Origin of the sequence: Trichloromonas sp., assembly GCF_034006665.1 — a bacterium.
Taxonomy (GTDB): Bacteria; Desulfobacterota; Desulfuromonadia; order Desulfuromonadales; family Trichloromonadaceae; genus Trichloromonas.
This window is the reverse complement of the sequence record NZ_JAVESI010000010.1, coordinates 1-26,321: the sequence shown is the minus strand read 5'-3', so window position 1 is coordinate 26,321 and position 26,321 is coordinate 1. Positions and strand designations below refer to the sequence as shown.

26 protein-coding genes are annotated in these 26,321 nt (G+C 59.7%); 1 reads left to right on the top strand and 25 read right to left on the bottom strand.

From position 1 onward, the window contains the following. Nucleotides 1–18: 18 nt before the first annotated feature. From RBR25_RS05900 to RBR25_RS05830, 15 genes are all read right to left on the bottom strand, one after another. Nucleotides 19–1,596: a hypothetical protein gene (locus RBR25_RS05900; protein WP_432818614.1), complete on the bottom strand. Its 1,578-nt coding sequence runs from the start codon at nucleotides 1,594–1,596 to the stop codon at nucleotides 19–21. Nucleotides 1,597–1,598: 2 nt separating this feature from the next. Then, nucleotides 1,599–2,732: a UDP-4-amino-4,6-dideoxy-N-acetyl-beta-L-altrosamine transaminase gene (pseC, locus tag RBR25_RS05895; RefSeq protein ID WP_432818613.1), complete on the bottom strand. Its 1,134-nt coding sequence runs from the start codon at nucleotides 2,730–2,732 to the stop codon at nucleotides 1,599–1,601. Continuing rightward, nucleotides 2,729–3,748 (bottom strand): UDP-N-acetylglucosamine 4,6-dehydratase (inverting), encoded by a 1,020-nt coding sequence (pseB, locus tag RBR25_RS05890; protein WP_432818612.1) that lies wholly within the window; start codon nucleotides 3,746–3,748, stop codon nucleotides 2,729–2,731. The genes pseC and pseB overlap by 4 nt, the downstream gene beginning before the upstream one ends. Before the next feature lie 121 nt (nucleotides 3,749–3,869). Then, entirely contained in the window at nucleotides 3,870–6,341 is a 2,472-nt protein-coding gene (locus tag RBR25_RS05885) for a 6-hydroxymethylpterin diphosphokinase MptE-like protein (RefSeq protein ID WP_432818681.1), read from the bottom strand. A gap of 219 nt (nucleotides 6,342–6,560) precedes the next feature. Beyond that, nucleotides 6,561–6,983: a flagellar assembly protein FliW gene (locus tag RBR25_RS05880; RefSeq protein ID WP_432818611.1), complete on the bottom strand. Its 423-nt coding sequence runs from the start codon at nucleotides 6,981–6,983 to the stop codon at nucleotides 6,561–6,563. After that, complete coding sequence (gene csrA / locus RBR25_RS05875) at nucleotides 6,980–7,222, bottom strand: carbon storage regulator CsrA (RefSeq protein ID WP_432818610.1); 243 nt, start codon at nucleotides 7,220–7,222, stop codon at nucleotides 6,980–6,982. Before csrA ends, RBR25_RS05880 begins: the two co-directional genes overlap by 4 nt. A 28-nt stretch (nucleotides 7,223–7,250) precedes the next feature. Next, nucleotides 7,251–8,192: a flagellar hook-associated protein FlgL gene (flgL, locus tag RBR25_RS05870; protein ID WP_432818609.1), complete on the bottom strand. Its 942-nt coding sequence runs from the start codon at nucleotides 8,190–8,192 to the stop codon at nucleotides 7,251–7,253. A gap of 3 nt (nucleotides 8,193–8,195) precedes the next feature. Continuing rightward, entirely contained in the window at nucleotides 8,196–9,575 is a 1,380-nt protein-coding gene (flgK, locus tag RBR25_RS05865) for a flagellar hook-associated protein FlgK (protein WP_432818608.1), read from the bottom strand. 1 nt (nucleotide 9,576) lies between these two features. Next, the gene (locus RBR25_RS05860; RefSeq protein ID WP_432818607.1) at nucleotides 9,577–9,933 is read right to left on the bottom strand and encodes a hypothetical protein; all 357 of its coding nucleotides are present in this window, start codon (nucleotides 9,931–9,933) and stop codon (nucleotides 9,577–9,579) included. Between the two features lie 2 nt (nucleotides 9,934–9,935). Then, a complete protein-coding gene (gene flgM, locus RBR25_RS05855) occupies nucleotides 9,936–10,226 on the bottom strand; it encodes a flagellar biosynthesis anti-sigma factor FlgM (RefSeq protein WP_432818606.1) in 291 nt (96 codons plus the stop codon). A 191-nt stretch (nucleotides 10,227–10,417) separates the two neighbouring features. Continuing rightward, nucleotides 10,418–10,933 carry a thermonuclease family protein gene (locus tag RBR25_RS05850; RefSeq protein ID WP_432818605.1) on the bottom strand — a complete coding sequence of 172 codons (516 nt, stop codon included), beginning with the start codon at nucleotides 10,931–10,933 and terminating at the stop codon, nucleotides 10,418–10,420. Then, nucleotides 10,930–11,355: a hypothetical protein gene (locus RBR25_RS05845; RefSeq protein WP_432818604.1), complete on the bottom strand. Its 426-nt coding sequence runs from the start codon at nucleotides 11,353–11,355 to the stop codon at nucleotides 10,930–10,932. The genes RBR25_RS05850 and RBR25_RS05845 overlap by 4 nt, the downstream gene beginning before the upstream one ends. Nucleotides 11,356–11,598: 243 nt before the next feature. After that, nucleotides 11,599–12,411: an ATP-dependent sacrificial sulfur transferase LarE gene (gene larE, locus RBR25_RS05840; protein WP_432818603.1), complete on the bottom strand. Its 813-nt coding sequence runs from the start codon at nucleotides 12,409–12,411 to the stop codon at nucleotides 11,599–11,601. Nucleotides 12,412–12,526: 115 nt separating this feature from the next. Next, nucleotides 12,527–13,447, bottom strand: a complete 921-nt coding sequence (gene cysK, locus RBR25_RS05835) for a cysteine synthase A (RefSeq protein WP_432818602.1) — start codon at nucleotides 13,445–13,447, stop codon at nucleotides 12,527–12,529. 19 nt (nucleotides 13,448–13,466) lie between these two features. Continuing rightward, the gene (locus tag RBR25_RS05830) at nucleotides 13,467–13,943 is read right to left on the bottom strand and encodes an RrF2 family transcriptional regulator (protein WP_432818601.1); all 477 of its coding nucleotides are present in this window, start codon (nucleotides 13,941–13,943) and stop codon (nucleotides 13,467–13,469) included. Nucleotides 13,944–14,132: 189 nt separating this feature from the next. Between RBR25_RS05830 and RBR25_RS05825 the strand changes: the two genes are divergently transcribed. Further along, nucleotides 14,133–14,621: an Hsp20/alpha crystallin family protein gene (locus tag RBR25_RS05825; protein ID WP_432818600.1), complete on the top strand. Its 489-nt coding sequence runs from the start codon at nucleotides 14,133–14,135 to the stop codon at nucleotides 14,619–14,621. Between the two features lie 59 nt (nucleotides 14,622–14,680). On the opposite strand, the gene RBR25_RS05820 is transcribed toward RBR25_RS05825, so the two are convergent. From RBR25_RS05820 to RBR25_RS05775, 10 genes are all read right to left on the bottom strand, one after another. After that, nucleotides 14,681–16,021 (bottom strand): NAD-dependent malic enzyme, encoded by a 1,341-nt coding sequence (locus RBR25_RS05820; RefSeq protein ID WP_432818599.1) that lies wholly within the window; start codon nucleotides 16,019–16,021, stop codon nucleotides 14,681–14,683. A 187-nt stretch (nucleotides 16,022–16,208) separates the two neighbouring features. Continuing rightward, nucleotides 16,209–17,276, bottom strand: a complete 1,068-nt coding sequence (locus RBR25_RS05815; RefSeq protein WP_432818598.1) for a protein-glutamate methylesterase/protein-glutamine glutaminase — start codon at nucleotides 17,274–17,276, stop codon at nucleotides 16,209–16,211. A 44-nt stretch (nucleotides 17,277–17,320) separates the two neighbouring features. After that, nucleotides 17,321–17,797 (bottom strand): chemotaxis protein CheD, encoded by a 477-nt coding sequence (locus RBR25_RS05810; RefSeq protein ID WP_432818597.1) that lies wholly within the window; start codon nucleotides 17,795–17,797, stop codon nucleotides 17,321–17,323. Continuing rightward, the gene (locus RBR25_RS05805; RefSeq protein ID WP_432818596.1) at nucleotides 17,794–18,633 is read right to left on the bottom strand and encodes a CheR family methyltransferase; all 840 of its coding nucleotides are present in this window, start codon (nucleotides 18,631–18,633) and stop codon (nucleotides 17,794–17,796) included. Before RBR25_RS05805 ends, RBR25_RS05810 begins: the two co-directional genes overlap by 4 nt. Nucleotides 18,634–18,728: 95 nt before the next feature. Continuing rightward, complete coding sequence (locus RBR25_RS05800; protein ID WP_432818595.1) at nucleotides 18,729–20,756, bottom strand: HAMP domain-containing methyl-accepting chemotaxis protein; 2,028 nt, start codon at nucleotides 20,754–20,756, stop codon at nucleotides 18,729–18,731. 57 nt (nucleotides 20,757–20,813) lie between these two features. Continuing rightward, complete coding sequence (locus tag RBR25_RS05795) at nucleotides 20,814–21,302, bottom strand: chemotaxis protein CheW (RefSeq protein WP_432818594.1); 489 nt, start codon at nucleotides 21,300–21,302, stop codon at nucleotides 20,814–20,816. 366 nt (nucleotides 21,303–21,668) lie between these two features. Next, nucleotides 21,669–23,768: a chemotaxis protein CheA gene (locus RBR25_RS05790; RefSeq protein WP_432818593.1), complete on the bottom strand. Its 2,100-nt coding sequence runs from the start codon at nucleotides 23,766–23,768 to the stop codon at nucleotides 21,669–21,671. Between the two features lie 65 nt (nucleotides 23,769–23,833). Further along, nucleotides 23,834–24,193 carry an STAS domain-containing protein gene (locus tag RBR25_RS05785; RefSeq protein ID WP_432818592.1) on the bottom strand — a complete coding sequence of 120 codons (360 nt, stop codon included), beginning with the start codon at nucleotides 24,191–24,193 and terminating at the stop codon, nucleotides 23,834–23,836. A 67-nt stretch (nucleotides 24,194–24,260) separates the two neighbouring features. Continuing rightward, on the bottom strand, nucleotides 24,261–24,626 hold the full coding sequence (locus RBR25_RS05780) for a response regulator (RefSeq protein ID WP_432818591.1): 366 nt from the start codon (nucleotides 24,624–24,626) through the stop codon (nucleotides 24,261–24,263). A gap of 46 nt (nucleotides 24,627–24,672) precedes the next feature. Further along, complete coding sequence (locus tag RBR25_RS05775) at nucleotides 24,673–25,893, bottom strand: methyl-accepting chemotaxis protein (protein WP_432818590.1); 1,221 nt, start codon at nucleotides 25,891–25,893, stop codon at nucleotides 24,673–24,675. Nucleotides 25,894–26,321: the final 428 nt, after the last annotated feature.

Sequence of the window (26,321 nt, the reverse complement as noted above, 5' to 3'; positions counted from 1 at the left end):
AGGTTTTCGCGAATATTGTCAATAACGGCGATGAATTTCTTCCAGTTTTTTAAAGATCTTGGCGACCTGTTGATCCGTTTTCAGGTCGGAAATGAAATGGTTGTAGAAGAAGACTTTCTCTTGCGCCAAAAAGTCATTATCGGAATAGAGCTTTACCGAGTAATTCAACATCTCGGCATAATCTTGCAGTCGATAACTTTCGGGAACCGTCGAGCTGATATGGCCGAAATTCATGGTCACAATCGGCAGATGATTCATCATGGCAGTCTGGGCACTGGTCCCTCCACCCTGTCTTTTGGGATTGATGAACGCATCGCACATCAGGCAGAAAGCCGAAAATTCCTGAATCATGCCGACATTGATGAATTTCCGCTCGAAGTTAGTGAGCGTGCCGAAGGTTCTCCTGATATCCAGATCGCCGGAACCAGCAAAAACGACCTTCGCATGCGGGCACTTTGCAACCAGTTCCCGGCAAAATTCGACAAAGTCATTATCCAGTTCACTAGCCAACCGGGTCCCGGCTACCAGAAACAGAAAGTCGTCTTTGCTGAATCCGAATCGACTCCGCTCCAATGGTTCATCTGCGGCATCGGCGGGCGTAACGATCATGGATTCACGCATGAAGTCGGTATGCCCCCAGGCATGTGCATATTCTTCACCGGCGTCCGAAAAGAGATTGCCAGGAATCCAGTAAGCATCCGAATGGGCGATGGGAACCGTCGCCCCGGTGGTGACGAAAACTGAGGGTATTTTTTGAAACAAGAGTTCTTGGAAAAGCAGATTCTCCCCATGCGCGAGGACGGCATCCGGCTGCAGTTGGTCGATATAGTTCATGAAATTGTTGATTTTTCGGACGGACATCAAGGTCTCATCAAGAGTAAACACCTCGATTTCGACATCCTTGAAATTTAGATAATCGATAGTCAACGACTGGTGCCCGGTTAATTCCGTATTTCTGTTGGCAACAAACGGGCTATAAAATCCGAGATAATTATTGTAATTCATTGAATTGCAATTGATTATTGAAACCTTACAACCATGATTTTTTATCAAATGACAGGCCAGATTGAACGCTTCGCGCGTCGGAGAATGTGCCATCCCCAAAATTTGTGGTGAAAGAATCGCAATCGTCTTGATTTCTGATTTTTTTTGATAGGCTGGCGCCACTACAATCTTAGACTGTTTCAACATGCTGACAATTTTATCGAAATGACCTCTGACCACGTCTGCATATGGCTTGAATATTTTAGTTGGGACATCACTTCGAACAAAAAACCTACGGCTCAAATTCCAATAAATTTCATAAAAATCATTCAATGACATCGCCGAGGTGATCGTTTTAGTCAGATTTTCAAGCGAGAAGTCATCTCGATAATTTTCATAAACAAAAGAATTGAAGGTTATGGAATTGTCACCTGTGTACGCATCCAGAAACCATTGGTACAACTGGGACTTTTCTTTTTCGCTCAAGGTCTCGATTGTCGATTTCAAGACATTAAGATAATCGAATTCCGTATTTGAGAAGCAGGTGCCTGAAAATATTTCCCCCAGTGCATACATGACATCCTTCAGTTCGGTCTTTCCAGCCTTTTTCACAGCTAGGCTCCCTTCCTGATAACGGTAAAAACAGAATCGACGATGCGAGAAACATCAAGAAAGTTCATTGCAGGATAAAGCGGCAAGGTCAGAATCCGGCCATAAGCAGCCTCGGCCACGGGGCAGAGGCCTTCGCCGGTACCGAAGCGCCTGCGGTAATAGGGGTGCAGATGGACCGGAATGTAGTGGACGTTGGCGCCAATCCCGGCGGCGCGCAGTTCGGCGAAAACCCGGTCCCGCTCCGGCACCCGCACCACATAGAGATGATAGCCGTGCTCGGCCCCGGCGCGCACCGCCAGGGGTTGGACTTCGGTTCCGGCAAAGGCCCGGTCGTAGAGGGCGGCCAGCTCCCGGCGCCTGGCGATCCACTTCGGCAATCGCGCCAACTGGCTCAGACCGAGAGCGCACTGGATGTCGGTCAGGCGATAGTTGCCGCCGAGTTCGGTCATTTCGTAATACCAGGTACCTTGTTCCTGACGCTGACGATGGTCGCCGGTAATGCCGTGGTTGCGGAAGCTGCGCAGGCGCTCGGCCCATTCGGGGTTGTCGGTGACGACCATTCCCCCCTCGCCGGTGGTGATCGGCTTAACCGGATGGAAGCTGAAAGCGCTCAGATCGGCCAGAGAACCGCAGGGGCGACCAGCATCGGCGGCGCCGAGGGCATGGCAGGCATCGGCCACCAGAATCAGACCGCGGTGGCGACAGATTTCCCGCAAGACCCCATAGTCGGCGGGCTGCCCGGCGTAATCGACGGCGATGACCGCCCGAGTGCGGGGGCCGATTTTTTCTTCGACCCGCGCCGGATCGATGAGCAGGGTGTCGGCGTCGGCATCGGCGAAGACCGGCGTCCCCCCCTGGTAGAGCACGGCATTGGCGGTGGCGGCGAAGGTCATAGGCGGGACGATGACCTCGTCGCCGGGGCCGATGCCGATGGCGTGCATGGCCCCGTGCAGCGCCGCCGTGCCGCTGCTCACCGCTACCCCTTCGGCCACGCCGACGAAATCCGCCACCGACCGCTCGAAGCGCTCGACCAGCGGCCCGGTGGTCAGCCAATCGGAACGCAGTACCGCCACGACCGCCTCGATATCGGACTCGTCGACACTTTGCCGACCGTAGGAAATGAAGGGCTCGCTCACGAGATCCCTTTCTGGCAGCAATAGTCGATATGCCCGCGCACCAGCTCCCGCAACTGCTCGACAGTCAGCCAGTCGGTGTTGGTGCCGCTGTTGTAGGAGAAGCCTTCCGGACAGCGGCGGCCGCCCCGTTCGGTCTGGAACTTCTCCACCGTCCAGTTGCGCATGGAGGGGAGAATGACGTAGTGATCGTCGAGCTCCAGGGTATTGAACCCGTCCGTTTCGGTGATCATCTCTTCGTGCAGCTTCTCGCCGGGACGGATGCCGACGATCTCCTGGCGGCAATCGGGATCGATCGCCTGCGCTAGGTCGACGATGCGGAAACTGGGGATTTTCGGGACGAAGATTTCGCCGCCCCACATCCGCCCCAGGGTCCGCAGCACCAGTTCCACGCCCTCGTCAAGGGTGATGTTGAAGCGGGTCATGCGTTCGTCGGTGATGGGCAGCACCCCTTCACGCTGCTTTTTCAGGAAGAAGGGGATGACGCTGCCGCGACTGCCGAGGACATTGCCGTAGCGCACCACGGAAAAGCGGATATCCCGATTCCCCTTGTAGTTGTTGGCGGCAACGAAGAGTTTGTCCGAGCAGAGCTTGGTCGCGCCGTAGAGGTTGATCGGCGCGGCGGCCTTGTCGGTGGAGAGGGCCACGACCTTTTCCACCTCCCGCTCCAGGGCGGTCTCGATGACGTTCTGGGCGCCGAGGATGTTGGTCTTGATCGCTTCGAAGGGGTTGTATTCGCAGGCGGGCACCTGCTTGAGGGCGGCGGCGTGAATGACGATGTCGATCCCCTCAAAGGCCCGGTAGAGCCGCTCCCGGTCGCGCACGTCGCCGATGAAGTAGCGCAGCTGTCGATAGGTCTCGGGCGGATACTGCTGGGCGAGTTCGTACTGTTTCAGTTCATCGCGGGAGAAAATGACGATGCGGCGCATTTTCGGATAGCGGGCGAGCGCCGTTTCAAGAAATTTTTTACCGAAGGAGCCCGTCCCTCCGGTAATCAGCACGGCTTTTCCGTTCAGCATGGGAATCCCCCCGACACGAGTGGCATTGACGGCCGACGACCAACGATGAATGATCGCAGCGGCCTTGTCCATGATAGGTAAAAAGTCGGTGATTTACAAACATTGCAACGGCTTATGAAAATCAACCGAGTTCCTTCAGCAGCTTGCGGGCGACGGGATGGGTGGGCTCCACTTCGAGAACGTGGGTAAACATCAGCCGCGCTCCCTCGTCGATCCCCAGTTTGCGATAGTAACCTCCGAGATTGAGCATGGTGCCCAGATCTTGGGGAACCTGCTCCAGATAGCTCGCATAGGCCTCCAGCGCTTCCTCCGCCCGACCCGAAACCTTGAGACCGTCGGCGTAGAGTAGCAGATAGGCCGGGAAGCGGCCGGCGAGATGTTCGAGAGCGAGCAGGGCGTCATCGAGCGCCCCAATTTGCAGGCAGAGAAAGGCAATGGCCCGCAGCGCCTCTTCGAGCAGCGCCTCGTCCTCCGTGTCCAGAACCCGCTGATAGTCATCGAGCGCCGCATCGTTGTCGCCCGCCAACTCGGCGGCGTACCCCTGGGCCAAGGCCAGCAACGGCTTGGCTTTGGGCAGGGGGTGGTTCTCCAGAACCCCGGCCAGCCGCGCCAAAGTCTCGCGGTCGTTCTTGCGGTAGGCGTCGCGAATCCGCCCGAAAGCCCCGGAAAGCGCCCAGTTGTAGGCGCCGGGGGTAATGGCGGTGGTCGCAGTCCAACCGGCGTAGCCCTTGGCGCGAAGTTGCGCGAAATCTTCTTCCAGAACCTGCAACTCCGCCTGCTGCTCGGGGCTCAAAGCGGCGAAGTCGGCGGGATGCCGCCGGCGCCAGATGCGCGACCGTCCCGGCTGCCGGTCCGCCCGCCACTGGGCGAGCAGACGGGGGAGTTCGGGCGCGGGGGAATCCTCCAGCAGACGCGTTTCGACCCGCTTGCGGGATTGCCTTAGCAGATTGAGAAACTGCTCGCAGTTTTCCCGATAGGCCAGGTAGTAGCCGCGGTTGTCGTCGAAACTGGTCTCGCTGGCCCCGCCTTTGGCGAGCCCCGCATGGCTGAGCCGGAAAAACTTCTGGACGCTGAAAAATTTGATCAACCGGACCAGCCCCTGATCCTCGCGGCCCAGAGCTTGCCCGATCGCCTTCAGCCCTTTGCGGTAGTCGGCGGAGTCGGAAGCGGAAGCGAACTGCTCATGCAGCGCCGTCGCCTGCTCCGCGAGCTTGCCGATCCGCTCCACCACGGCGGAGACGCGGTCGAGTTCGGTGAGCATGGCCCGACAGTGACGTGAGCGCGTCGCGGCGGAATCCTCGGGCAGCACCCCGGCGAGAGTGGTCGCGGCCGGCACATTCAGGGGTTCAATGGGAAGCTCGGCCAGGGGGAGATGGCGAACGTGCTCCAGCCGGGCCGCCCCCGGCGCTGGGTTGACGGCGCGGCAGCCGCGCTTGCGGGCGCGTTCGGCCTGGGCGTCCAGCTCGCGGGCGGCAAGGGCGTAATTGGGATGGGTATAGGCTTCCCAGCCGCCGTAGGTTTCCATCGTCACATCCCGCTCGGAAAAGCGGGCGCCAATGGCCCGCTCCCGCGAGGCGGCGGCATGGGTGAAGCCTTCGCGGCTATGGCAGAAATCGGCACCGGCCAGGACGATTTGGGAGAAACCCAGCTCCACGGCCGTATCGAAGGCGACATTGGTGACCGTCGGCCCCAGGGAAATGGGCGCCGGGCGGTTGAGAGGGGAATCCCAAGAGAAAAGGCTGCCCCAGACCGACGCCCGCCCTCCCCATTGCCCCAGAATGCAGGGGCTGAGGTGATAGTTGGCGACCAGCAGCGCGTCCTCTTCAAACTGGAACATATCGCTGCTGACATCGAAATTCACCGGCTTTGGATCGACGGAAACGAGGATATCAGGAGTGATGCCGACTTCGAGCAGGCGCCGCGACACCCGAGAAGCGGCGATGACGGCGACTTGCGGGCGATGTTCCAACAGCCAGGGGATAACGTCGTCCAAAGAGGGCCCGCCGGCCAGCAGCACCGCCGTCTTCCCCCGGAACATGCCGCGCAGAAGATTGGCCGAGACCCGGTTTTCCGCGAGATTTTCCAGCTGCCGGCGGATGAAGACCTCCAGATCGAGAGAGCCTTTCGTATCCCAGATAAAGCGGAAGACTTCCTGCCGTAGCCGTCGCCCAGTCTCGCGGTACCCTTCCCAGACGCAGTCCTCGGCGGCGCAGCTGGAAATCACCCGGACCTTGTCGGCGAAGACATACTCATTGATGCCGAGCCTCCCCAGCATTTTCCGGCAATCCTCGGGCGTGGCGTAGAGGATGCCTGCCGAATCCAAACGATCGATGCGGGATAGAATTTCAGGCAGTTCGACAAAAAGGTAACAGCTCCCTTTGGGAATACCCTTGCGTAGAAGATAACGCGGCAGCAGGCCGGAATCGGTGCCGATGACCAGGTAAAAGGTTCCGAGGCAGAAAAGGTCGGCGCCGAACTGCTGGGCGAAAACCGTCTCGGCGCCGAGCTGCTCGAAGCACTCGCCGTTGACGCCGGGCAGATAGCGATCACCGAAGCGATTCGCGCGGAAGGGTTCCGGTTCCTGTATTTTCATTGCGGCCACACTCTATTCTCCTTCCAGCCAATGACCGAAGCCTGTCAAGAAATTGACACTATCGATCCTTGCCGCCGAAAACCCCTGCGGCAATTTCGAATCTGCAAAGCCCCGGCCAAAATTCCGACACCGGCGGATTTGCGGGCCGATCCATGAAAAAAAGGCCACTCCGCATCCTTCGCGAGGTAGCCTTTCGATCTATTCCGGCGCGCCGCGCCCTTACACCTTGGGCAGGGGCATCTTGGTCGAGTAGTTGCTGTGCTCCAGCACCACCTGGATGGCGCGGTTGGGGCCCGGGGCGTAGAGGATCGGCGCGAGCAGGTTGAAGGTGAAGTCGCTGCCCGAGTTGACGGTGACGACCACCAAGGCGTGACAGTCGTCCCCGTCTTTCATCCCCAGTTTCTCTTTCTCGTTGTCGTCGGGGGCGACCCGGTAGTCGACGAAGAAGTTGGTGGGGTCGGTGAGAACAAAGGCGATCTCCGGGTCTTCGACGCTCTGGATCCAGAAGAGGGGCCCGCGCTTGATGTTGGGCATGACGATGAACTCGCGCAGGTTCTCGAAGCCGATCATCCCCGTAGGGAAGTGCAGGGTTTTAGCCGGATCGTATTCCACCTGCCCGAAACGGGTGTTGATGACCTTCATTTGACCTCCTTGAGCATGGGCAGACTGTCACTCAGGCTGTCCAGATCGGCGATGATCCACTGGGTGGCTTCCTTGTTCTCTTCGAGGATGCGATCGTAGACTTCCTGGCGGTGGATCTTCACCGTCGGCGGCGCGACGATCCCGAGGCGGATACCGCCCCCTTTCATCTCGACGACGGTGATGGTGATGTCGTCGCCGATGCGTATGCCCTCGCCGACCTTGCGTGTCAATACCAGCATCTGGCCCTCCCTGGCGTGTAATTTATTCCTAGCGCAGATAGTCGAGGATCGACAGTTTGGAGAGTCGTCCCGTCACATCCATGGCTGCTTGCAAGGCTTGTTCCTGTTGCGTCATTTCCGTGATCGATTCGATGAGGTCGGCGTCCTGATAGCGGGACAGCACCTCTTCGAGGTCGAGTTCCATGTCCTGGATATTCTCGTTGGCGCGGTCGATACGGTTGGCCACCACCCCCATCTGGCTGCGGTTGATACTGATCTGCTCAAGGGCGGTGTTGAGATCGCCGAGCTTCGCTGTGGCGCCGGCCGCATCGTCAGCGAGCAAGGCCTCCTCGATGCCGGTCATGACCGCGAAGATGTCGACCCGGCCGGGATCGGTGACGCCGTCGCCGTCTTCATCGCCGAGAAATACAGCGCTGCCGGTGAAGTTGACCGTTTCGGTCTCGCTCGGAGAGATTTCCAGCTGTTTGCGCCCTTGGTCCCCCTGGTAAAGCATCGGCGGCTGGGTCGGATCGCCAGCATGAGCCGGATTTTCGACAAAGGGGGGTGTCAAATCGTTGAACCCGGCGAAGAAGTATTTGCCGTCCATCTGGCCGTTGGCCAGGCTCACCATGGAGTTGCGCAGGTCGCCGATCTCGCTGGCGAGAACCTCCCGTTCATAGCTGCTGTAGGTGCCGTTACCGGCGGAAACGGTGAGCTCGATGGCGCGGTTGATGAGGTTTTCGGCCTGGGCCATCTGGGTGTCCTGAGCCTTGAGGCGGTCGATGGCGGCGAGGTTGTTTTCGTAATGATTCTCGGCGGACAACATCCGCGAGCGGGTGAGCAGCACCGGCGACACCCCGGCGGGGTTGTCGGAAGCCGCGTTCATCTTGCGCCCGGTGGCGGTGGCGACCTGGAGATCCTGCAATTTGGAAGTGGTGCTGTTGAGAAACAGCATCATCGAGCGATAGGTGGTCGAGTTGCTCGCTTTCATACGCTACCCCCGGATGGCCAGAAGCTGGCTCATCACCTCGTCGACGGTGCTGAGGTATTTGGCCGAGGCTTCGAAACTCTTCTGGAATTTGATCAGGGAAATCATTTCTTCTTCGAGAGAAACCCCGACGGTGTTGTCCCGCAGATTGGCGACCTGGGTCAAAGCGTCGCGATTGCCGGCCAGGGCCAGCTTGTTGCGACTCGCTTCGACGCCGACGTCGCCGGCGATGCGGGCGTAGTAACCGACAAAGGTTTCGCTGCCGTCCATCACCCGGGCGGTGCCGAGGGCGCTGAGGCGCAGAGCGTTGGTATTGTCGCCGGGGGCGCTGGAGTCGCCGGCAGCCACTTCCCGGTAGTTGTCTAGGTTCATGCGGATCATGCCGGCGGCGCCCGCTTCCTCGGCCAAGGGCGCGAAGAAATCCCGGTCGGTGTTGCCGTCGAGACCGGTTCCAGCGCGATGCAGGGCGTTGACTTCGGTGATGATGCCGTTGGCAAGTTTGTCGAGATCGGCGACCTTCTCGGGGATGAATTCATCCCGCAGATACATGAGCCCGCGCATTTCGCCGCCGACCCGCTCGGTGTTGAGTTCGTATTTGTGGCTGCCGAGGTCGAGGCTGATCTGCAGGGTGTCGCCAACCCGCTCGGTCAGTATCGGCATGGTGGTGGCGTCGGAGACCAGAGGCAGGCCGTTGGGCAGAAAGATCGAAGCCATGCCGGCGGCGTTTTCGGTATTGGTGCCGCCGACCAGCGAGGTGATCTTCTGCAGCAGCAGGTCGCGCTTGTCCCGGTCGGCGAGGGCCGGTTGGCCGGTCGATTCGATGGTGGAAATGCGCAGATTGAGGCTCGCGACCTCGTTGATGCTGAGGTTGAGATCGTCGACCCGGGATTGCAGCATGGTGTTCATGCTCTCCGAAAGCTTGGTCAGTTCGGAGACCGTCGCCTGGAAATCCTGCACCAGGCGCTCGCCCGATTGCAGCACCAGGTCACGATTGACGCGGCTGCCGGGATCGTTGGTGAGATCCTGCCAAGAGCCGAAAAAGTTGTCGATGGAGCCGGAGAGACCGTTTTCGGAGATACTGATGATGCGCTCCATTTCATCCAGGGCGGTGGACTTGGCATCCTCCTCCCCGAGGGCGGCGCTTTTTTCCTGCATCATCTTGGCGAGAAAATTGTTGTACTCGCGATCGAGGACGTCGATCTTCGACCCGCGCCCGACCATGAAGCCGTTCATGTTCAGGGTGGGGAAGTCGGTAAAGACCGGAACCTGGCGGGAATAGCCTTCGGTATTGACGTTGGAGATGTTGTTGCCGACGACCTCGATCGCGCGCTGACCGTCGAGCAGACTGCTTTTGCCGATATTCAGAGCGTTGATGAGGCCACTCATGCTACACCTTCCCGGTCAGAAACATGCCGCTACCGGTGCGTTGCACCAGGCCGCCGGCGGAACCGTAAGAGGCGGGTTGCGCCACCTGCCGGTTGAAGAAGCCCACACTTTCTCGGATGAACTTGAGAGTCGCCCAGAAAAGATAGGCGTTGCGCCGGTTCTCTTTCTGGATGATCTCGGCCAAGGCGCGAACCTCGGGGCTCGCGTCGGTGACCGGGCGCAGCCGTTGCAGCAGGGCGTCCTTCTCCTCGGTGACGGCCATCAGCTCGTCGACGGCGAGGCTCTTGGCGCATTCCCGCTCCCGCAGCAGCAGTTCGTGCAGCCGTTCCAGGTCGGCCCGCACACCGTCGGCGGCCATGATCAGCCCTCCCTGCCGATGAACTTGAGCAGGCTTTCGGCGACCTTATCCAGGTCGGGCCGATAAGAACCGTTGGCGATCTGGCTCTTGAGAGCCGCGATTTTCTGGGCACGTTCCGGGCTCTGCATGGCGCCGGCCTCCTTGGCCTTACCGACTTCCTGCAACACCGACGAAAAAGCGACCCGATCCGTCGCGCCCTTGCCGGCCTCGGATTTAGCCGTGTCGACCTTGCGCGGCACGCTCGGTGCGCCGATCGGGCCGATACCCTTGCCGAAGTTGATTTTCTCTGTCATGACGGTCACCTTTTTCATTCACGGAAGCCTGTTTGGGGTGCGATCGGGTACAGGCGAAGACCCGCAGGGTTCTCTTCTTGCCCGTCTTATCGGCGGCGGCAAGGAAAAACTTTAGGTTTTTTTCGCAACGTTCAGGAGGGGGAAAAGCGGAAGCGGACAAGCGAACGGGAGGGATTTTGGGGAGTAAACGACTATTTTTTCCACATCCCCCGGCCTGCGCCCCGTGCCTCTTTTTCGGCCGTCAGAAACTCTTTCTTTAGCTGAAAATCGAAGCGCCGGTACACGGCGGCCAGCCCCTCTTCGAGGAGCAGGCGGTTGAGGTTGCGGCCGTCGGGGAGGATGACATAGGCGAGGGTGCGGCCGTGACGATCCTTGCGCTCGCCGTCGAAACACAGGCTGACCTGCTTTCCCTTGGCTTCGCCGATGACGAAATGCAGAGCCTTTTTCGCCGTTTGCCGCTGAATCGAACTGGCGACGCCTTGCCGGCGCAGATATTGGTCACGGTAGGATGAGGCCGTCTCCGGCACGTCGACGCCGATCAAGCGCACGGTGCCGATGCCGTCGACCTTGAGGGTGTCGCCGTCGTGAACCCAGCTGACACGACCGACGGCTTCCCCCTGCCCGGCATCGGCGCAACCGAGCAGAAGCAGGAAGAGCAGGGGGAAAAACAGCCCCCAAAAGTGGCGCGACAAAAGAGCGCCTCTCATCCCCGCCCCCAAAGCAGCCGGGCGAAGACGCCGAGGAAGAATCCCCAAACGAGATTGTAGAGGATAACGAAGAGCGGAGTGGCGGCGCCGAGGCCGAGACCGAACCAGCCGGCTTCGGTGAAGCGAGGGAAGAAGAAAAGGAGCTGGGCGAGGGTGGGCAGAAGGCTCAGCCACAGGCCCTTACGTGCCCAGCACCGACGCAGATGCAGGTAGCGGATGGTGAAGAAATAGGGAAGCCCCCAGAGGCCGCCCCAGACCAGACGGGGATAAAGCCAGGCGCGGGTGAATTCGGGGGCCATGTCGACGCCGAAGAGGGCGGTCACCCCCCAGAGGCCGCCGAGCCAGGCGGCGACGCTGTTGACCAGGGCGGCGAGCAGCCCGGCGCAGAAACAGACGGCGATCAAGGCGTTGGTGCGTTGCATCGGTTCCCTCCCTGACGGCGTCGCAAAAACTCGCCAACTGCTGCATTGCCGCCATGGCCTCGCGGCTTCGACGTACCTAAGTACGCCTCATTGCTCAACCATGGCGCGCCTTGCATTTGGCGCTTTTTGCTTAGCCGTTCTCCAAAAAGCTGTTTAAGGTGTGGGGGGGGGGGACACCTCAATGATACGTCGCAGCGACGAGGACGAGGGCAACGCCGCAAATGGGCGTTTTTCATCAGCCGTTCAGGCGGCGACCTCGTTCATGCTGCCGCTGCGATACCCCTGCAAATCGAGGGCGACATAGGTGAAGCCGGCGGCTTTGAATGCCGCTACCACCTCTTCGCGCAGGGTGGCGTCAAGAAAGCGCGGAATCTCCTCCGGCGCGACCTCGATGCGCGCCGTATCGCCGTGATAGCGTACCCGGTAGTTGCGAAAATCCCGGTGCCGCAGAAAATCTTCACAACGCTCCACCTGGGCCAACCGCTCGGCGGTAATCTTCGTGCCGTAGGGAAAGCGGGAAGCAAGGCAGGCGAAGGGCTGTTTGTCGGCGGTAGGCAGACCGAAGCGGCGGCTGAGTTCGCGGATTTCTTCCTTGCCGAGATCCGCTTCAAGCAGGGGGGAGCGTACCCGCAGTTCGTCGGCGGCCTGGCGGCCGGGGCGAAAATCGCCGAGATCATCCACATTCGAGCCGTCAAGAATCTCGACGAAACCGAGTTCCTGGGCCTTGGCGCGGCACAGAGAAAAGAGCTCTTTCTTGCAATGATAGCAACGGCTGCGATCGTTTTCGGCAAAGCCGGGGCTACGCAGCTCATCGCTTTCGACCACCAGTTGCCTGACCCCGAAAGAAGCAGCCAACGCACGGCTTTCCTCAAGCTCGTAGCGGGGGAACGTCGGCGAGGTCGCGGTCAGGGCCAGCACCTGGTCGGCGCCGAGCACCGCCGCCGCCACCCGCAGCAGCAGGGTCGAGTCGACGCCGCCGGAAAAGGCGATCAGCACCGACCCCAGGCCGCGCAGGATCTTCTGCAAACGCAGATACTTATCATCCAGAGCCGCCATGCGATCCCTTAATTCAACCTGAATCCGTGAGGTGTGAGGGGTCGAGAGTGAGGAGAAAAAACCAAAAGAGCTGTCTTCTTGGAGGTTTAACACCTCACGCCTCACGCCTCACGCCTCAGTCGTAAATCCCCGTTGAAAGATAGCGTTCGCCGGTATCGCAGAGGATAGTCACGACATTCTGCCCAGGCTTGAGTTTACGGGCCACCTGCAAGGCGGCGAAGACATTAGCGCCGGCGGAAATGCCGACAAAGAGCCCTTCGACCCGGGCCAGCTTGCGGGCGGTGGCGATGGCGTCGTCGTTGCCGACGCGGATGACTTCTTGGTAGATGGCCGTATCGAGGACATCGGGCACGAAACCGGCGCCGATCCCCTGAATCTTGTGCAAACCCGGGTCGCCGCCGGAGAGGACCGCCGAATCAGCCGGCTCCACCGCCGCGATGTGGACCTGCGGATTGCTCGCCTTGAGCGCCCGCCCGACCCCGGTGATGGTGCCGCCGGTGCCGACCCCGGCGACAAAAGCGTCAACCGCGCCATCGAGAGCGGCAAGGATCTCCGGTCCGGTGGTCTCTTCGTGGATCCGGGGATTGGCGGGATTTTTGAACTGCTGGGGCATATAGGCCTTTTTCGCCCGGGCAAGTTCCTCGGCGGTGTCGATGGCGCCGCGCATCCCTTGGGCACCGGGGGTTAGAACGAGTTCGGCGCCGTAGGCCCCGAGCAGCCGCCGCCGCTCCTGGCTCATGGTGTCGGGCATGGTGAGAATCAGCTTATAACCCTTGATGGCGCAGACCAGGGAAAGACCGATGCCGGTGTTGCCGCTGGTCGGCTCGACCACGGTCGCGCCGGGCTTGAGCAGCCCTTCCTGTTCGGCCGCTTCGATCATGGCCAAGGCGATACGATCCTTGACGCTGCCGCCGGGGTTCATCGATTCGAGTTTGCCCCAGACGGCGGCCCCGCTTCCGTCGCCGAGGCGGGTGATTTGGACCAGGGGGGTCCGGCCGATCTGCCCCAGGGGGCTGGTGCTTGTGGTTACCGGCATGGAATCCTCCTTGGCGCGGTCAGATGTAGTACATGAAGCGGTGATCGAGTTCTTTCTCCAGGCCCATGGCCTTGCCCTGATCGCAAAGATCCTTGAGGGTCACCGAATCGAAATAGGCGGACAGCTTCCGGGTCGCTTCGGCCCAGACCTGCTGGGTGACGCAGCGACTGTCGAACTCGCACTTGCCCTTGCCCCTGCCCGCGTCGCAATCGTCCTTGGCACAGAGCACCAGGGTCAAATCCCCTTCGGCGGCGAGGAGGATCTGCCGGACGGTGATCTCCTCGGGCTTGCGGGCCAGCATGTAGCCCCCCTGCGGCCCACGCCGGCTCTTGATCAGTCCGGCCTTCTTCAAATCCTGAAAAATCTGTTCCAGATAGCGGGGGGAGATATCCTGCCGCCGCGAGATATCCTTGATCTGTGTCGGCAAGTTCCCGGAATGATAAGCCATGTCGAAAAGGGCGCGCAGCCCGTAACGACTTTTAGTCGAAAACTTCATCAGACTTTCCCTCCAAATAATTGTTACTAGAACTTTTATCTAACTCTATCATTTGTGTCAAGAATTTAATTCCCCATCGCCAAACTCGGAGATACCGGAAAAAGATTTCCGCAAGAGCAGTGGTTGACAGGCGGTCGGAAGAGCGTAAAGGTATAAGGAACGATCAACGCAGGAGAAAGGAGGCACGCCATGCTACCGAGCCGTTGGGATCCTTTTCGGGATCTGAGCAAGGAACTGAGCCAGCTGCACCGGGAAATGGACGACATGTTCCGCCGCACCTTCGGGCTGACCCGCGAACCCGGAGAGGGGCTGGGGATAGGCACTCCGGCCATCAACACGTACATGAAGGACCACATTTTTCATGTCGACGTTGAGGTGCCGGGAGTCAAGCGGGAGAAGCTCGACGTGAGCGTCGACGGCAACATGCTGACCATCAGCGGCGAACGCACCGCCGACCGGGAGACCAAAGATCATGACTATCTGGTGCGGGAAACGCACTTCGGCGCCTTCCGCCGGCGGCTGATGCTCCCCGAGGGGGCGGATGCCGAAAAGATCCAGGCGGTCTGCAAAAACGGCATCCTCGAAATCAGCATGCCGGTCGGCACAAAGGAAACGGCAGGACGGAAGATCCCGATCGAAGGGGGGGAAGAGGAAGGGAAGCTGAAGACTAAAGACTGAAGGCTGAACGGGGTGAGGAGCGAAAGCCTTCAGCCGACCCTCCTCACCCCTCACCGCCCCTATTCCCAGGGTTTGATCACCCCCGACTCCAAGGCCGCGCGCTCCACTGCCTCGGCGACTTTCTGGTGGACTTCGTCGGTGAGGATAGAGGGGACAAGTTCCCCTTCCTCGGCGCAGGCGGCGATGGCCTTGGCGGCGGCGATCTTCATCTTGTTGTTGATGACCCGGGCGCGCACATTGAGGGCGCCGCGGAAGATGCCGGGGAAACCGAGGGCGTTGTTGACGCTCTTGCCGTCGGCGGCGAAAGCGGCGCCGGCGGCGACGGCATCCTCGGGGGTGATTTCCGGATTGGGATTGGAGAGGGCGAGAATGACCTGCCCTTTTCTCACCATCTCGGGCTTGATCAGGCCGGGGCAGCCGGTGGTGGCGACGACGATGTTGGCGCCGGCCATGACATCCGCCAGGGTACCGGCTTCGCCGCCGGCCGCCCCCAGGCGTTCCTTGGCCGCCTCCTGCAGATCGGTGCCGATGACCTTCTTCACCCCGTAGGAAAGAAGCAGTTTGGAAATCCCCATCCCTGCCGCGCCCAGACCGATAACGCCGATGGCGGACTTACCCAGCATCAAACCGGAAAACTTGGTGGCGTTGAGGAGCGCGGCGAGAACCACGACGGCGGTTCCGTGCTGGTCGTCATGCATGACCGGAATGTCGAGAATGCGGTCGAGCACATCTTCGATCTCAAAACATTCGGGGGCGGCGATGTCTTCGAGCTTGATGGCGCCAAAGGTCGGAGCGATGTTTTTCACCGTCTCGATGATCACCGCCGGATCTTTGCTCTCGATGAGGATGGGAATGCCGCTCACCCCCACAAACCGGTCGAAGAGCGCCGCCTTCCCTTCCATGACCGGCATCCCCGCCACCGCGCCGATATCGCCGAGACCGAGAATCGCTGTGCCGTTGGTAACAATCGCCACCTGGTTGGGGATCGCCGTGTATTTGTAGGCCAACTCCGGACGTTTCTGGATATCACGGCAGATGGTTGCGACGCCGGGGGTGTAGATTTTGCGGATGTCGCTGATGGTATTGAGGGGGTGCGTTCCCTTCATGGTGATCTTTCCCCCTTCATGCAGCTGATGCACCAGGTCGACGACATCCTCGACGATAATCCCTTCGAGTTTGGCCAGATTGTCGAGGATCTCTTCCATCTGCTCGTCGTTATCGACGTAGATGGTCATTTCCCGGGTATTGTGGGTCAAGCCCATGCGCAACAGCCGGATATCGCCAATGCTGCTCCCTTGCATACCGATGACAGAAGTCAGCTTGCCGAGATACCCCGGCTTGTCGAGAATCATCACCCGCAGCGTCTTGGCCAGTTTCCCCGCGCCTTTCTCGATTTCCATGAGATCTCCTCTCCCTTTGCGTCAAACGCTGTTCGCCTGCCCGCCACCTGTTTTTTGCCGGCAGACGGACGGATCTCCATAAAGGTATCAGCTGTCCAGCCGAAGGCAACAGAACACCTGTGCGCGCATGATAGAAGCGGCGACAAAAACGGTCAACGGGAAAAGAAAAAGGAGAGAGGAAAGGAAATCAGGAAGAGAGGCGCAGGATCTCGGCGGCGATCTTCTCCAACGGCGTGACGAATTCGGCGCCGCCGAGCTTGATTGCCTCTTTAGGCATGCCGAACACGACGCAACTGGCTTCATCCTGAGCGATGGTACGGGCGCCGGCATCGCGCATTTCCTTCATCCCCTTGGCGCCGTCATCCCCCATGCCGGTCATGATGGCGGCGACGGCGTTCTTGCCGGCGTAGCGGGCAGCGCTGCGAAAGAGGACATCGACCGAGGGCCGGTGGCGGGAGACCAGCGGGCCGTCCTTGACTTCCACATAATAACGGGCGCCGCTGCGCTTGAGCAGGGTGTGCCGGTTGCCGGGGGCGATGAGCGCCCGGCCGCGCACTACCGTATCGCCGTCTGCGGCCTCCTTGACCGTCACCCGGCAGAGACTATCGAGACGCCTGGCGAAGGCGGCGGTGAAGTCCTCGGGCATGTGCTGAACGATGACGATGCCGGGGGTGTCAGCGGGTAACGCTTCGAGGAAAATACGCAGGGCTTCAGTCCCGCCGGTGGAGGCGCCGATCACCACCACCTTTTCCGTGGTCCGGATCATCGCCTTGCCACTCGGCTTGGCCAGCACTGCGTCGGCGCTCAGCTTGGGCTCGGCGCGCAAGGAAGCCAAGGGGAGTTTGCGCACCTTGACGCTGGCGGCAGCCTTGACCGTGTCGCAAATGCGTACCTGGGCTTCCTGCAAGAACTGTTTAGTGCCCAGGGCCGGTTTCTCGATGATCTCGACGGCGCCGTATTCCAGGGCCTTGAGGGCCGATTCCGAGCCCTTCCCGGTAAGGCTGGAGCACATGACCACGGGGATCGGATGCTGGGTCATGATCTTGCGCAGGAAAGTCAGGCCATCCATGCGTGGCATCTCCACGTCAAGGGTGATGACGTCGGGGATGCCCTCTTTGAGGCGCTCGGCGGCGACAAAGGGGTCGGAGGCGGTAGCCATGATCTCGATCTCGGGATCGGAACTTAGGATAGCGGCCAGGGTCTGGCGCACCACGGCCGAGTCGTCGACAATCAGCACCTTGATTTTATTGGCCATCCGTTCATTCCTCCAGAATCATTGCAGGGGGAATCCAGCGGAGCTCACCCTTCCCGCCAATTTTTATTCAGGCGCTTGAGAAAGACCTCGCCGGTATGGGGATAAAAAATCAGCTTGCGGCCCTGCCTTCCCCCCACATCCGCGACCCGGGGGACCAGCCCCTCCTCCTTCAGAAGACTCTGGGCCATGGCAACGTTTTGGCGCCCTACCGTGTCAGCTTTCGTCAGATTCAACACAGGAAACATATCGGAGCCGCCGAAAAGCTTAGTCTCAATTTCGTGCCGGGGAATCCCCAGGTGATCAAAGACCTCCAGCATATGCCGCAGGGCGCCATCCACATATTTGAATCCGCCGCCCCGGGGGAGCATCGCGTGGCAGATGGCACCGACGGAATACCGGGGGCTGTAAAGGGTCACCGCCACGCAGGAACCAAGCACCGTAGCGACTTCGGCTGGATGCTCGTTGATCGTCAGTTCTCCCGGCTTGAGATAGATTTTCGGCAACTGCGCCAAGGCAATCATGACCGGGGTTTCCGATAGACGGTCGGCGCCACCTGCACGACCGGCACGTCGCAGCCGTGCAGCGATTCGGAATGGCCGAGAAAGAGATAGCCGCCGGGGAGCAGATGGTGACAGAACTTGCGCACCAGCCGCTCCTGGGTTTCCCGATCGAAGTAGATGATAACGTTACGGCAGAAAATCACATCCTGCAATTCGCGCAATCCGAATTCCTCATCCATGAAATTAAGCCGCCCGAAACTGACCATCGCCCGCTGTTCGGGGGCGATGCGCACAATGGGATTATCCTTGTCCTTGCTTTTCAGCAGGTATTTGCGCCGCACCGCCGCCGGGATGGGCGTGATGCGATCCAGGTGATAGACGGCGCGCCGGGCGATGTCGAGCACCCGGTTGGAAATATCCGTGGCGAGAATCTGCGGACGCAGCGCCAACTGGGGCTGCTGCTCGCGGAATTCGCTCAGGACCATGGCCAGTGTGTAGGGTTCCTCGCCGGAAGAACAGCCCGCGCTCCAGATTCTCAGCTTGCCGCGTTCGGCGGTACCGATCTTCAGCAGTTCGGGGATGGCGGTCTGGGTGAGATAAGTAAAGTGGTTCGGTTCGCGGAAGAAGTCGGTCTTGTTAGTGGTCACCGCATTGGTCAGGTGCACCATCTCATTTTCCCGACCCTGGGGGCTGAAGAGATAGTCGCAGTAGGCGCCATAGCCGTCAAGCTTGAGGGCGCGCAGGCGCTTGGCCAGGCGCCCTTCGAGCATGGTCGTCTTGCTCGCCGGCATCTTGATGCCCAGTTCTTCGTAGATGAAGCGGCTCAGGCGCTGAAAGTCCTTGGGATGCAAGCTCATGGGCTCCCCGGGAACGTGAGGGGTGAAGTGTGAGGCGTAAGGAGTGCGACGCAAAGGCCTTTAACCCTTTACACCTCACCCCTCACATGTTCCTATCAGAACTTCTCGAAATCATCGTCGAGCTTGTCACGCCCCGTGGTCATGTCGAGCAGCAGGCCGCCGGCTTCGGTCTGGCTCTTGCCGGCACTCACCCGGGCGACCGCCGCAGGCTTGTTTCTCTTCGCGGCAGCGGTCTTGCGCACGATGGCCGAGGAACGCATATCGACCTTGAAGAAGCCGATAGTCTCCTGCAACTGCTCAGCCTGGCTGGAGAGTTCCTCGGAAGTCGAAGCCATCTCCTCGGAGGCCGAAGCGTTCTGCTGGATGACCTGATCGAGCTGCTGGATCGCCTGATTCACCTGTTCGGCGCCGGTGTCCTGCTCTTTGCTGGCAGCGGAAATCTCCTGTACCAGTTCGGCGGTCTTCTGGATGTCCGGTACCATGCGCGCCAGCATCTCCCCCGCCTTCTCGGCGATGTCGACGCTGCGCCCGGAAAGTTCACCGATCTCCCCGGCGGCGTTCTGGCTGCGCTCCGCCAGCTTGCGCACCTCGGCGGCAACGACCGCGAAGCCCTTGCCGTGCTCCCCGGCCCGCGCCGCTTCGATCGCCGCATTCAGGGCGAGCAGGTTGGTCTGGCGAGCGATCTCCTCGATAATGTTGATCTTCTCGGCAATCTGCTTCATCGCCCCGACCGTCTCGGCCACCGCCTGGCCGCCTTCTTGGGCGTCTTGGGCACTCTTGATGGCGATCTTTTCGGTCTGCATGGCGTTGTCGGCATTCTGGCGGATGTTCGCCGCCATCTGTTCCATCGAACTGCTCGCCTCCTCGGCCGCCGCCGCCTGCTCGGTGGAGCCTTGGCTCATCTCTTCCGAACTGGCCGAGAGTTGCTGGCTGCCCGAGGCGACATTGTCGGCGGCAGACTGGACGTTGGCAACCACATCCTTGAGTTTGTCGACCATGGTGTTCAGGGCGTGAGCCAGTTGGCCGATCTCGTCCTTCTGCACGATGTCGAGACGTTGGGTCAGATCCCCTTCGGCGATCATTTCCGCGAATTTCACGCCTTTAAAGATCGGTTTGGTGATGGCGCGGGTAATGAAGATGGCGACCGCAACTCCGATAGCCAGCGCAATGAGCAAACCGACTATCATGATCGTACTGGCGGTGGCCAAGGCGGAAACCGCGCCTTCAGCAATGCGGGCGGTGCCGTCCATGCCGGTCACGGCAACTTCGCGGGCTTCGGCAACCACCTTATCGCCGGCTTCGGCGCGCTGCTTGCCCAGTTCGTTGTTTTTCAGCCAGAAGCTGAGAAATTCGTTCACTGTTTGTCGATAGTTCATTGCCGCGGCTTCGGTCACATCGATATTTTTAAGGTTTTCTTCGAGACGAGTAATCGCACGCAACATACCTAGTTTATTCTTCATCAGGTCGAAGTTGCCGGTGGCGTTTTCGATCAGTTTCGGATCACGTTCCGCCTGCGAACGCCAAGCGGCAATACGGGTGGCATTTCCGAGGTCAATGATATCGTTAACCAGGGTAATTTTTTTCAGACGCTCATCTAGGCCCGCCTCGCCGACGTTGGCTTTGATTTCTTCTTCGATCCGCCGATTCTGACCGGCCAGGAAAGTGCTGCAGTTCTCCATGAATTGACGAGCGACCGCATCGAGTTTTCCGCGTTCTTCCTCCATAGCGGCATTGATGGTAATGGTCTGCTCAAGCAGATTTCCATAGTCGTCCACCAGCTTTTCAACTTTTTCCACCGCCGGGCGCAGGGCTTTCAGATTAGGCGACGCATCGCCCAACTTTTTGGCGTTCTCCAATCGTTCATGAAGGGCTTTAATGTTCTCTTGGGCCGTATCAAGAAAGGCTTTTTCACCGGTGAACCCGTAACCGCGCATGGCGTACATGGTGCGGAAAGAACTGCGCTCAATCTGGTTGGCGATGCCAACTTCGGGGACATACTCTTGTTGCAACATGGTTGATTGGGTTCGAACCGTACTCATGTTCACGACGGCAAGAATCCCTAAAATAGCAGCTATGGCCAACAATACGGCAAATCCGAGACCAATCTTGACTCCAAGTTTCATTCTGTCCTCCTGCAGGTTAGATGTGCCAATCGAAATCCATTGAAATCTTCGGTTTCCTTAATCCGGAGCCGCTTTCTGTACCGCCGCCAGTTCCTCACCGGAAAAGACCCTGTCGATGTCGAGAAGGATGATGAACTGCTCGTCGCGCTTGCCCATACCGCGAATAAATTCTGTGCGCAGTTTCGTGCCGATTTTCGGCGCCGGTTCAATCTGGTGGGGCTCCAGATCAAGCACTTCCTGCACCGAATCGGCCAGGGCGCCAAGGATGGTGGTTTCGCCGTCGAGGTTGATCTCGACGATGATGATGCAGGTGTTCACTGTGCGTTCGGTCTTCGCCATACCGAACTTGAGGCGCATGTCGACCACCGGCACCACGCTGCCGCGCAGGTTGATGACCCCACGCATAAAATCGGGGGTCTGGGGTACTTTGGTGACGCTGGTGTAGTCGAGCACCTCGCGCACCTTGTCGATGCCGAGGGCGAAGACCTCCTCGTCGAGTTTGAAGGTCAGATACTGGTGATTCTCGTTGCCGCTTGCTTCCGCCATGCCTGCATCTCCTTTCCAAAAGAGCCTTCACCCCGCCGGTAACCGCCGCTGATGCCCATTGCGAAGCACAAATCCGAACCGGAAAAATACCTGGTAGATTTTACCTCATCATGGGCATCGTTTGTCGACTTTCAATCTGAGCAAGTCACGTGCCAAAGTAAACATCAGAAGGTTCATCATCCGCAAAAAAAAGGATTAACTCCTCCTGTTCGGGTGGCTAGGGAAAAGTTTCCGCACAGGCCGCACGGGGAAAATACCCTGTCGGAATCTGGCATGAGAGGTCGAAATTTTGACGAACGCAAAGACGCCAAAGGAGGTTAAGTCTCCTTCGGCTCGGGAGAAGAATAGCGTGGAGAAGATTATCGGTCAGGCCGCCTGCTCGGCCCGTTGGACGAGTTGGGGGATATCGAGGATCAGCGCCACCTTGCCGTCGCCGAGGATGGTTGCGCCGGAAAGACCCTGCACGTCGCGGTACATGCGCCCGAGGGATTTGATGACGGTCTGGTGTTCGCCGATGACCCGGTCGACGACAAAGCCGACCTGGTTGCCATTGACGGCGGTGACAACGACCTGCTCGATCTCCGGCGGCTCATCCGCGATGGCGAACTCGTCACGCAGATACACGTAAGGGACGAGCCGGTCCCGTACCCGCACCAGGTTGCGGCCGTGGGCCTGGGCCACATCGGCGCGGGTCAGTTCGATACATTCCTCGACGACGCTCAAGGGGATGACGTAACAATCCTCGCCGATAGTCACCAGCAGACTGTCGATGATCGCCAGGGTCAGCGGAATGCGCACGCGGATGATCGTTCCCTTCCCCGCTGTGCTGTCGATGTCGATGGAGCCGCGCAACGACTCAATGGCGCGCTTGACCACATCCATGCCGACGCCACGTCCGGAAACGCCGGTGACCTTCTGGGCGGTGGAAAACCCGGCGGCGAAAATCAGCTGAAAAATCTCTTGCCGGCTGAGTTGCTCCTGCTCGCCGATCAGCCCCTTTTCCACCGCCTTGCGCCGGATCGCCTCTTCGTTGAGCCCGGCGCCGTCGTCGACAATCTCGATGATGACGCTGTCGCCGGAGTGGATGGCCGCCAGGCGAATCGTCCCCTGGCGTTTCTTCCCCGCCGCCTCGCGCTTCTCCGGCGCCTCGATGCCGTGGTCGATGCTGTTGCGGATGATGTGCACCAGGGGATCGTTGAGTTTCTCGATAACCGTTTTGTCCAGCTCGGTGTCGGCGCCGGCGGTGGTCAGTTCGATCTCCTTGCCCAGTTCTTGGGAGAGGTCGCGCACCAAGCGTTTGAATTTGCTGAAGGTGGTCCCGATGGGGAGCATGCGGATGTTCAGGGTATTGTCCCGCAACTCGGCAGTGAGGCGCTCCACCTCCTCGGCGATGGAGATCAGCTCGGCATCCTCACGGCCAAGGGAGATCTGCGACAGACGCGACTGGATGGTAACCATCTCGCCGACCAGATCGACCAACCGGTCAAGACGGTCGGCGGGGACGCGAATGCTTGCGGCATCCCCTCCCCCCTGCTGTTTCTGTTGCTGCCGGCTGCGGATCTCCTTGACCTGCTGCTGTTCGGCCAAAGCCGAGGCGACCTTGGAAGGGCTGACCACCTTGGCCGCGATCAGCATCTCGCCGACCCGCTTCTGCTGGCGTAAGATCTCCCGCAAAGCTTCCGGAGTCAGATCGCCGCGTTCGATGAGGATATCGCCGAGCTTCTTGTAGCTGCTGTCGTTGCCGAGCAGCTCCTCGTCATCGATGAGGTCGATCTGAATCCGGCACTCGTCCTCGACGAAGATGAAGACGTCCTTGATGGCATCGAGCTCTTTGCCGGTGGTGAGAATCACATCCCAACAGGCGTAGATCTGTTCCGGGTTGAGCTCGGCCAACGGCGGCACATCGTCCATGTGGGCGATCACCTGGCACTTGCCGAGCTCGCGCAGTTCTTTGAGCAGACAGAGAGGATTGGTGCCGGAAAGGGCGATTCCACGGTTGGGGTAGAAGCGGATACGATAGGTCCGCTCTCGAACGACCGCCGCTTTTTCCACTTTTGCGGAAGCGGATGCGGCAGGGGGAGCGCCCTCCGTGGCCGGAATCAAGGCGCGGAAGGCGGAACGCAACTCCTCGGTACGGGCAGAATCGCAGGGGTCGCCGCCGCAGGTCACATCGAGCATCGCCTTGATCTGATCACGAGCAGCCAGGGAGAGGCTGACCAGCGGCCCGGTCACCTCCAGCTCGTCGTTGCGGACCAGATCAAAGACCGTTTCGACATCGTGGGTGAAGGAAGAGATGTCGTCGAAGCCGAACATCGCCCCGGATCCCTTGATGGTGTGCATGGCGCGAAAGACCGCGCCGACAATCTCCCGATCGCCCGGGCACTCTTCCAGTTCGAGGAGCGAATTTTCCAGGGCGGTGAGAAGCTCGTAGGCCTCTTCGCGAAAGGCATCATGGGGACTGGACATGGCACTTCCCTCTCGGCATTAAACGGGGTAGCAGAAAACGGGAACGGCAGGCGAAACCCTTCGTTTCAGACTTTTCCCGGAGAAGCGTCGGGACAGGACCAGAAACGATCGTCAGAATGATCAGCCATGCAACACCCATCGATCCGATCGAGCCCGGAAGCCAGGATTACCGGCCCCAAAACTTCGCAGCTGGCGGGGGTGACCCGCATCCCGGAATGGCTCTGGTGAGCGCTCCAAAGCAGCTGCATGCAGGAAAAATCGGCCTCGGTCACTCCCGCGCAATCGACGTGAAGATCGGGATACGTTTGCAAAGCGGCCTCCAAGGCACTTTTGAACTGGAGAATGAAGGCGATAACAGCCTGGCCGCTGACCCGCAAAGTTGCCGGCCGCGCACCGTCGGGCGCAAGGAGCGTGGATTCGAGCATGGGATCTCCGATCGCTTGGTGAAAGATATTCGGGCCGGTGGTTGCCCCAGGGACCAGACTCGGGAACTCAACCGATCAACTTCTTGACCACACCCAGCAGTTTTTCCGGATCGAAAGGCTTGACCAGCCAGCCGGTGGCGCCGGCGGCCTTGCCCTTGGTCTTGAAGGTCTCCCCCGCTTCGGTGGTGAGCATCAGAATCGGCGTGAACTTGTAGCTGGGCAAGGCGCGCAGGTTCTGGATCAGGGCGATGCCGTCCATGCGCGGCATGTTGAGATCGGTGATAACCAGGGAAAAGGGCTGTTTTTTCGCCAGGTCGAGGGCAGCTTGGCCGTCACCAGCCTCGACCACCGTGTAACCGGCGCCCTTGAGGGTGAAAGAGACCATCTGCAGAATCGACCGGGAATCGTCAGCGGCAAGAATTGTTTTGGCCATAAAGCTCTCCCTTGACTACGGGGTTGAAAAGGTCGGGCTGCTCTTCTCAGAAAAGTTCGATATCGCCGGTCGCCAGACTCTTCTGCGAAACCGGATTGTGCCGGGCGCGTTCCACCAGAGCCGCAGCCTCGCCAAGTTGGCGGGCGAAGCGTTGCAGGCGTTTCTCGCAATGGGTTTCGTCGGCATCGGCGAACTCCCGGGCCGCCAGAGGCAGGCGGGCAAGGCTTTCGAGGATCTCGCCCAAGGCGTCGATGCGTTTGCCGACATGATCAATGATCTGCGTGCACATATCCTGGAACTGCAACGAGGTCACGGCAGTACGCACGGTGGCGCCGACTTCCGTGGAAATCCGGCCGATTTCGTCGGCCGCATGCTCCACCTGGGCGTTGAAGGCGTGGAGTTTGCCGGTCAATTCCTTGACACGAGTGTCGGTTTCCGTCAGCAGACTGGCTTCCTGGCGAGCGATCTTGCCGATGGTGTTTTCCACGGCGTTGAGCGCTTGGGCGATGCCGCTGACTTCATCGCCGATCTTGTTGCTAAACGTGTTGGAGTGCACCGAAAGATTGCGCACCTCACCGGCGACCACCGCGAAACCTTTGCCGGCCTGCCCGGCCCGAGCCGCTTCGACGGTGGCGTTGATTGCCAGCAGGTTGGTCTGATCGGCAATCTTCTTAACCTCGTCGAGCATGGTCAAAACCCCGAGAAACTGGGTACTTGTGGCGGTCATTTCTTCAAGAAGACGTTTGGCGACCCCGCTGTTTTCCGTAGCCGCGTCGACGAAGGTACGTAACACCCCCTCGATCTCACGCCAGAGGCTTTCGAAATCGAGCCCTTCTGCAGAACTCTTCCCTCCCTGACGGGTGAGTTGGTTCGCCAATTCGAACTGGCGGTGAGACTGCTCATCCATACCGGTGAAACTGCCCACCAGCTTGTCGATGGCATCAGCGAGCAGAACCTGCACCTGGCGGTTTTCGTCGCGGACAATGGTAAACTGGTCATTGAATTCCTTGGACATGAACTCCAACAGGGACGTGGTCTTGGCCGTCAGCTCATCGATCTGGGCGTCGATCTCCCGGCGACTCCGCTGGGCCCGGGCGACTTGCGACCGCAGCAGCCAAGCGGTGACCAGCCCCCAAAGACAGGCCATTCCCAAAACCAGCCAGAAGATCCCCGCCCCAGCGTCAAACCACCAAAGCAGAAGCAAAGCGGCCGCCGTCAAGATCACATAGGGCAAAACCAGGTTCAAGGGGCTGTTCGTTTCTCTCATTGAGATTCCTTTCCGCATCGCCGGAAGCAACCGGAATCTTCCGGAGCGCCTCTCGCGACGGTGACCGCCGGCAACCGGCCGGCACATAAACAATCCACGTCGGCCCTATCCAGCAAACGACGTGCCATAAATGCAGGAAAAAGGAGCACAGAGGCGAAGGGAATCCATCCAAGGTTTCGCCGTATGGGAATTTTTACCCTGATGGCGAGACATTGCCGGGCATTCACGTCGCCCGAAAGTTTTCTCCTCGCGAAATCACCTCTTCCGGCGCGAAAGTTCCGCCAAAAGACCGGCGTCGAAAAATCGAGTAGGGTGAGGCGAGCAGATCAAGCTCGCCTCATCCCTCTCACAGAACCGTACGTACGGGCCTCGTATACGGCTCCTGTCCATTCTTCCCCTCAGTACATCTGAGGCAGGTACCCGGTTTG

Bases quoted from the DNA above. Each gene is read 5' to 3' on its own strand.
- pseB (WP_432818612.1), bottom strand. From the start codon at position 3,748: ATGCTGAACGGAAAAGCCGTGCTGATTACCGGAGGGACGGGCTCCTTC.
- RBR25_RS05885 (WP_432818681.1), bottom strand. From the start codon at position 6,341: ATGAAAATACAGGAACCGGAACCCTTCCGCGCGAATCGCTTCGGTGAT.
- RBR25_RS05880 (WP_432818611.1), bottom strand. From the start codon at position 6,983: ATGAAGGTCATCAACACCCGTTTCGGGCAGGTGGAATACGATCCGGCT.
- csrA (WP_432818610.1), bottom strand. From the start codon at position 7,222: ATGCTGGTATTGACACGCAAGGTCGGCGAGGGCATACGCATCGGCGAC.
- flgL (WP_432818609.1), bottom strand. From the start codon at position 8,192: ATGAAAGCGAGCAACTCGACCACCTATCGCTCGATGATGCTGTTTCTC.
- flgK (WP_432818608.1), bottom strand. From the start codon at position 9,575: ATGAGTGGCCTCATCAACGCTCTGAATATCGGCAAAAGCAGTCTGCTC.
- RBR25_RS05860 (WP_432818607.1), bottom strand. From the start codon at position 9,933: ATGGCCGCCGACGGTGTGCGGGCCGACCTGGAACGGCTGCACGAACTG.
- flgM (WP_432818606.1), bottom strand. From the start codon at position 10,226: ATGACAGAGAAAATCAACTTCGGCAAGGGTATCGGCCCGATCGGCGCA.
- RBR25_RS05850 (WP_432818605.1), bottom strand. From the start codon at position 10,933: ATGAGAGGCGCTCTTTTGTCGCGCCACTTTTGGGGGCTGTTTTTCCCC.
- RBR25_RS05845 (WP_432818604.1), bottom strand. From the start codon at position 11,355: ATGCAACGCACCAACGCCTTGATCGCCGTCTGTTTCTGCGCCGGGCTG.
- larE (WP_432818603.1), bottom strand. From the start codon at position 12,411: ATGGCGGCTCTGGATGATAAGTATCTGCGTTTGCAGAAGATCCTGCGC.
- cysK (WP_432818602.1), bottom strand. From the start codon at position 13,447: ATGCCGGTAACCACAAGCACCAGCCCCCTGGGGCAGATCGGCCGGACC.
- RBR25_RS05830 (WP_432818601.1), bottom strand. From the start codon at position 13,943: ATGAAGTTTTCGACTAAAAGTCGTTACGGGCTGCGCGCCCTTTTCGAC.
- RBR25_RS05825 (WP_432818600.1), top strand. From the start codon at position 14,133: ATGCTACCGAGCCGTTGGGATCCTTTTCGGGATCTGAGCAAGGAACTG.
- RBR25_RS05820 (WP_432818599.1), bottom strand. From the start codon at position 16,021: ATGGAAATCGAGAAAGGCGCGGGGAAACTGGCCAAGACGCTGCGGGTG.
- RBR25_RS05815 (WP_432818598.1), bottom strand. From the start codon at position 17,276: ATGGCCAATAAAATCAAGGTGCTGATTGTCGACGACTCGGCCGTGGTG.
- RBR25_RS05810 (WP_432818597.1), bottom strand. From the start codon at position 17,797: ATGATTGCCTTGGCGCAGTTGCCGAAAATCTATCTCAAGCCGGGAGAA.
- RBR25_RS05805 (WP_432818596.1), bottom strand. From the start codon at position 18,633: ATGAGCTTGCATCCCAAGGACTTTCAGCGCCTGAGCCGCTTCATCTAC.
- RBR25_RS05800 (WP_432818595.1), bottom strand. From the start codon at position 20,756: ATGAAACTTGGAGTCAAGATTGGTCTCGGATTTGCCGTATTGTTGGCC.
- RBR25_RS05795 (WP_432818594.1), bottom strand. From the start codon at position 21,302: ATGGCGGAAGCAAGCGGCAACGAGAATCACCAGTATCTGACCTTCAAA.
- RBR25_RS05790 (WP_432818593.1), bottom strand. From the start codon at position 23,768: ATGTCCAGTCCCCATGATGCCTTTCGCGAAGAGGCCTACGAGCTTCTC.
- RBR25_RS05785 (WP_432818592.1), bottom strand. From the start codon at position 24,193: ATGCTCGAATCCACGCTCCTTGCGCCCGACGGTGCGCGGCCGGCAACT.
- RBR25_RS05780 (WP_432818591.1), bottom strand. From the start codon at position 24,626: ATGGCCAAAACAATTCTTGCCGCTGACGATTCCCGGTCGATTCTGCAG.
- RBR25_RS05775 (WP_432818590.1), bottom strand. From the start codon at position 25,893: ATGAGAGAAACGAACAGCCCCTTGAACCTGGTTTTGCCCTATGTGATC.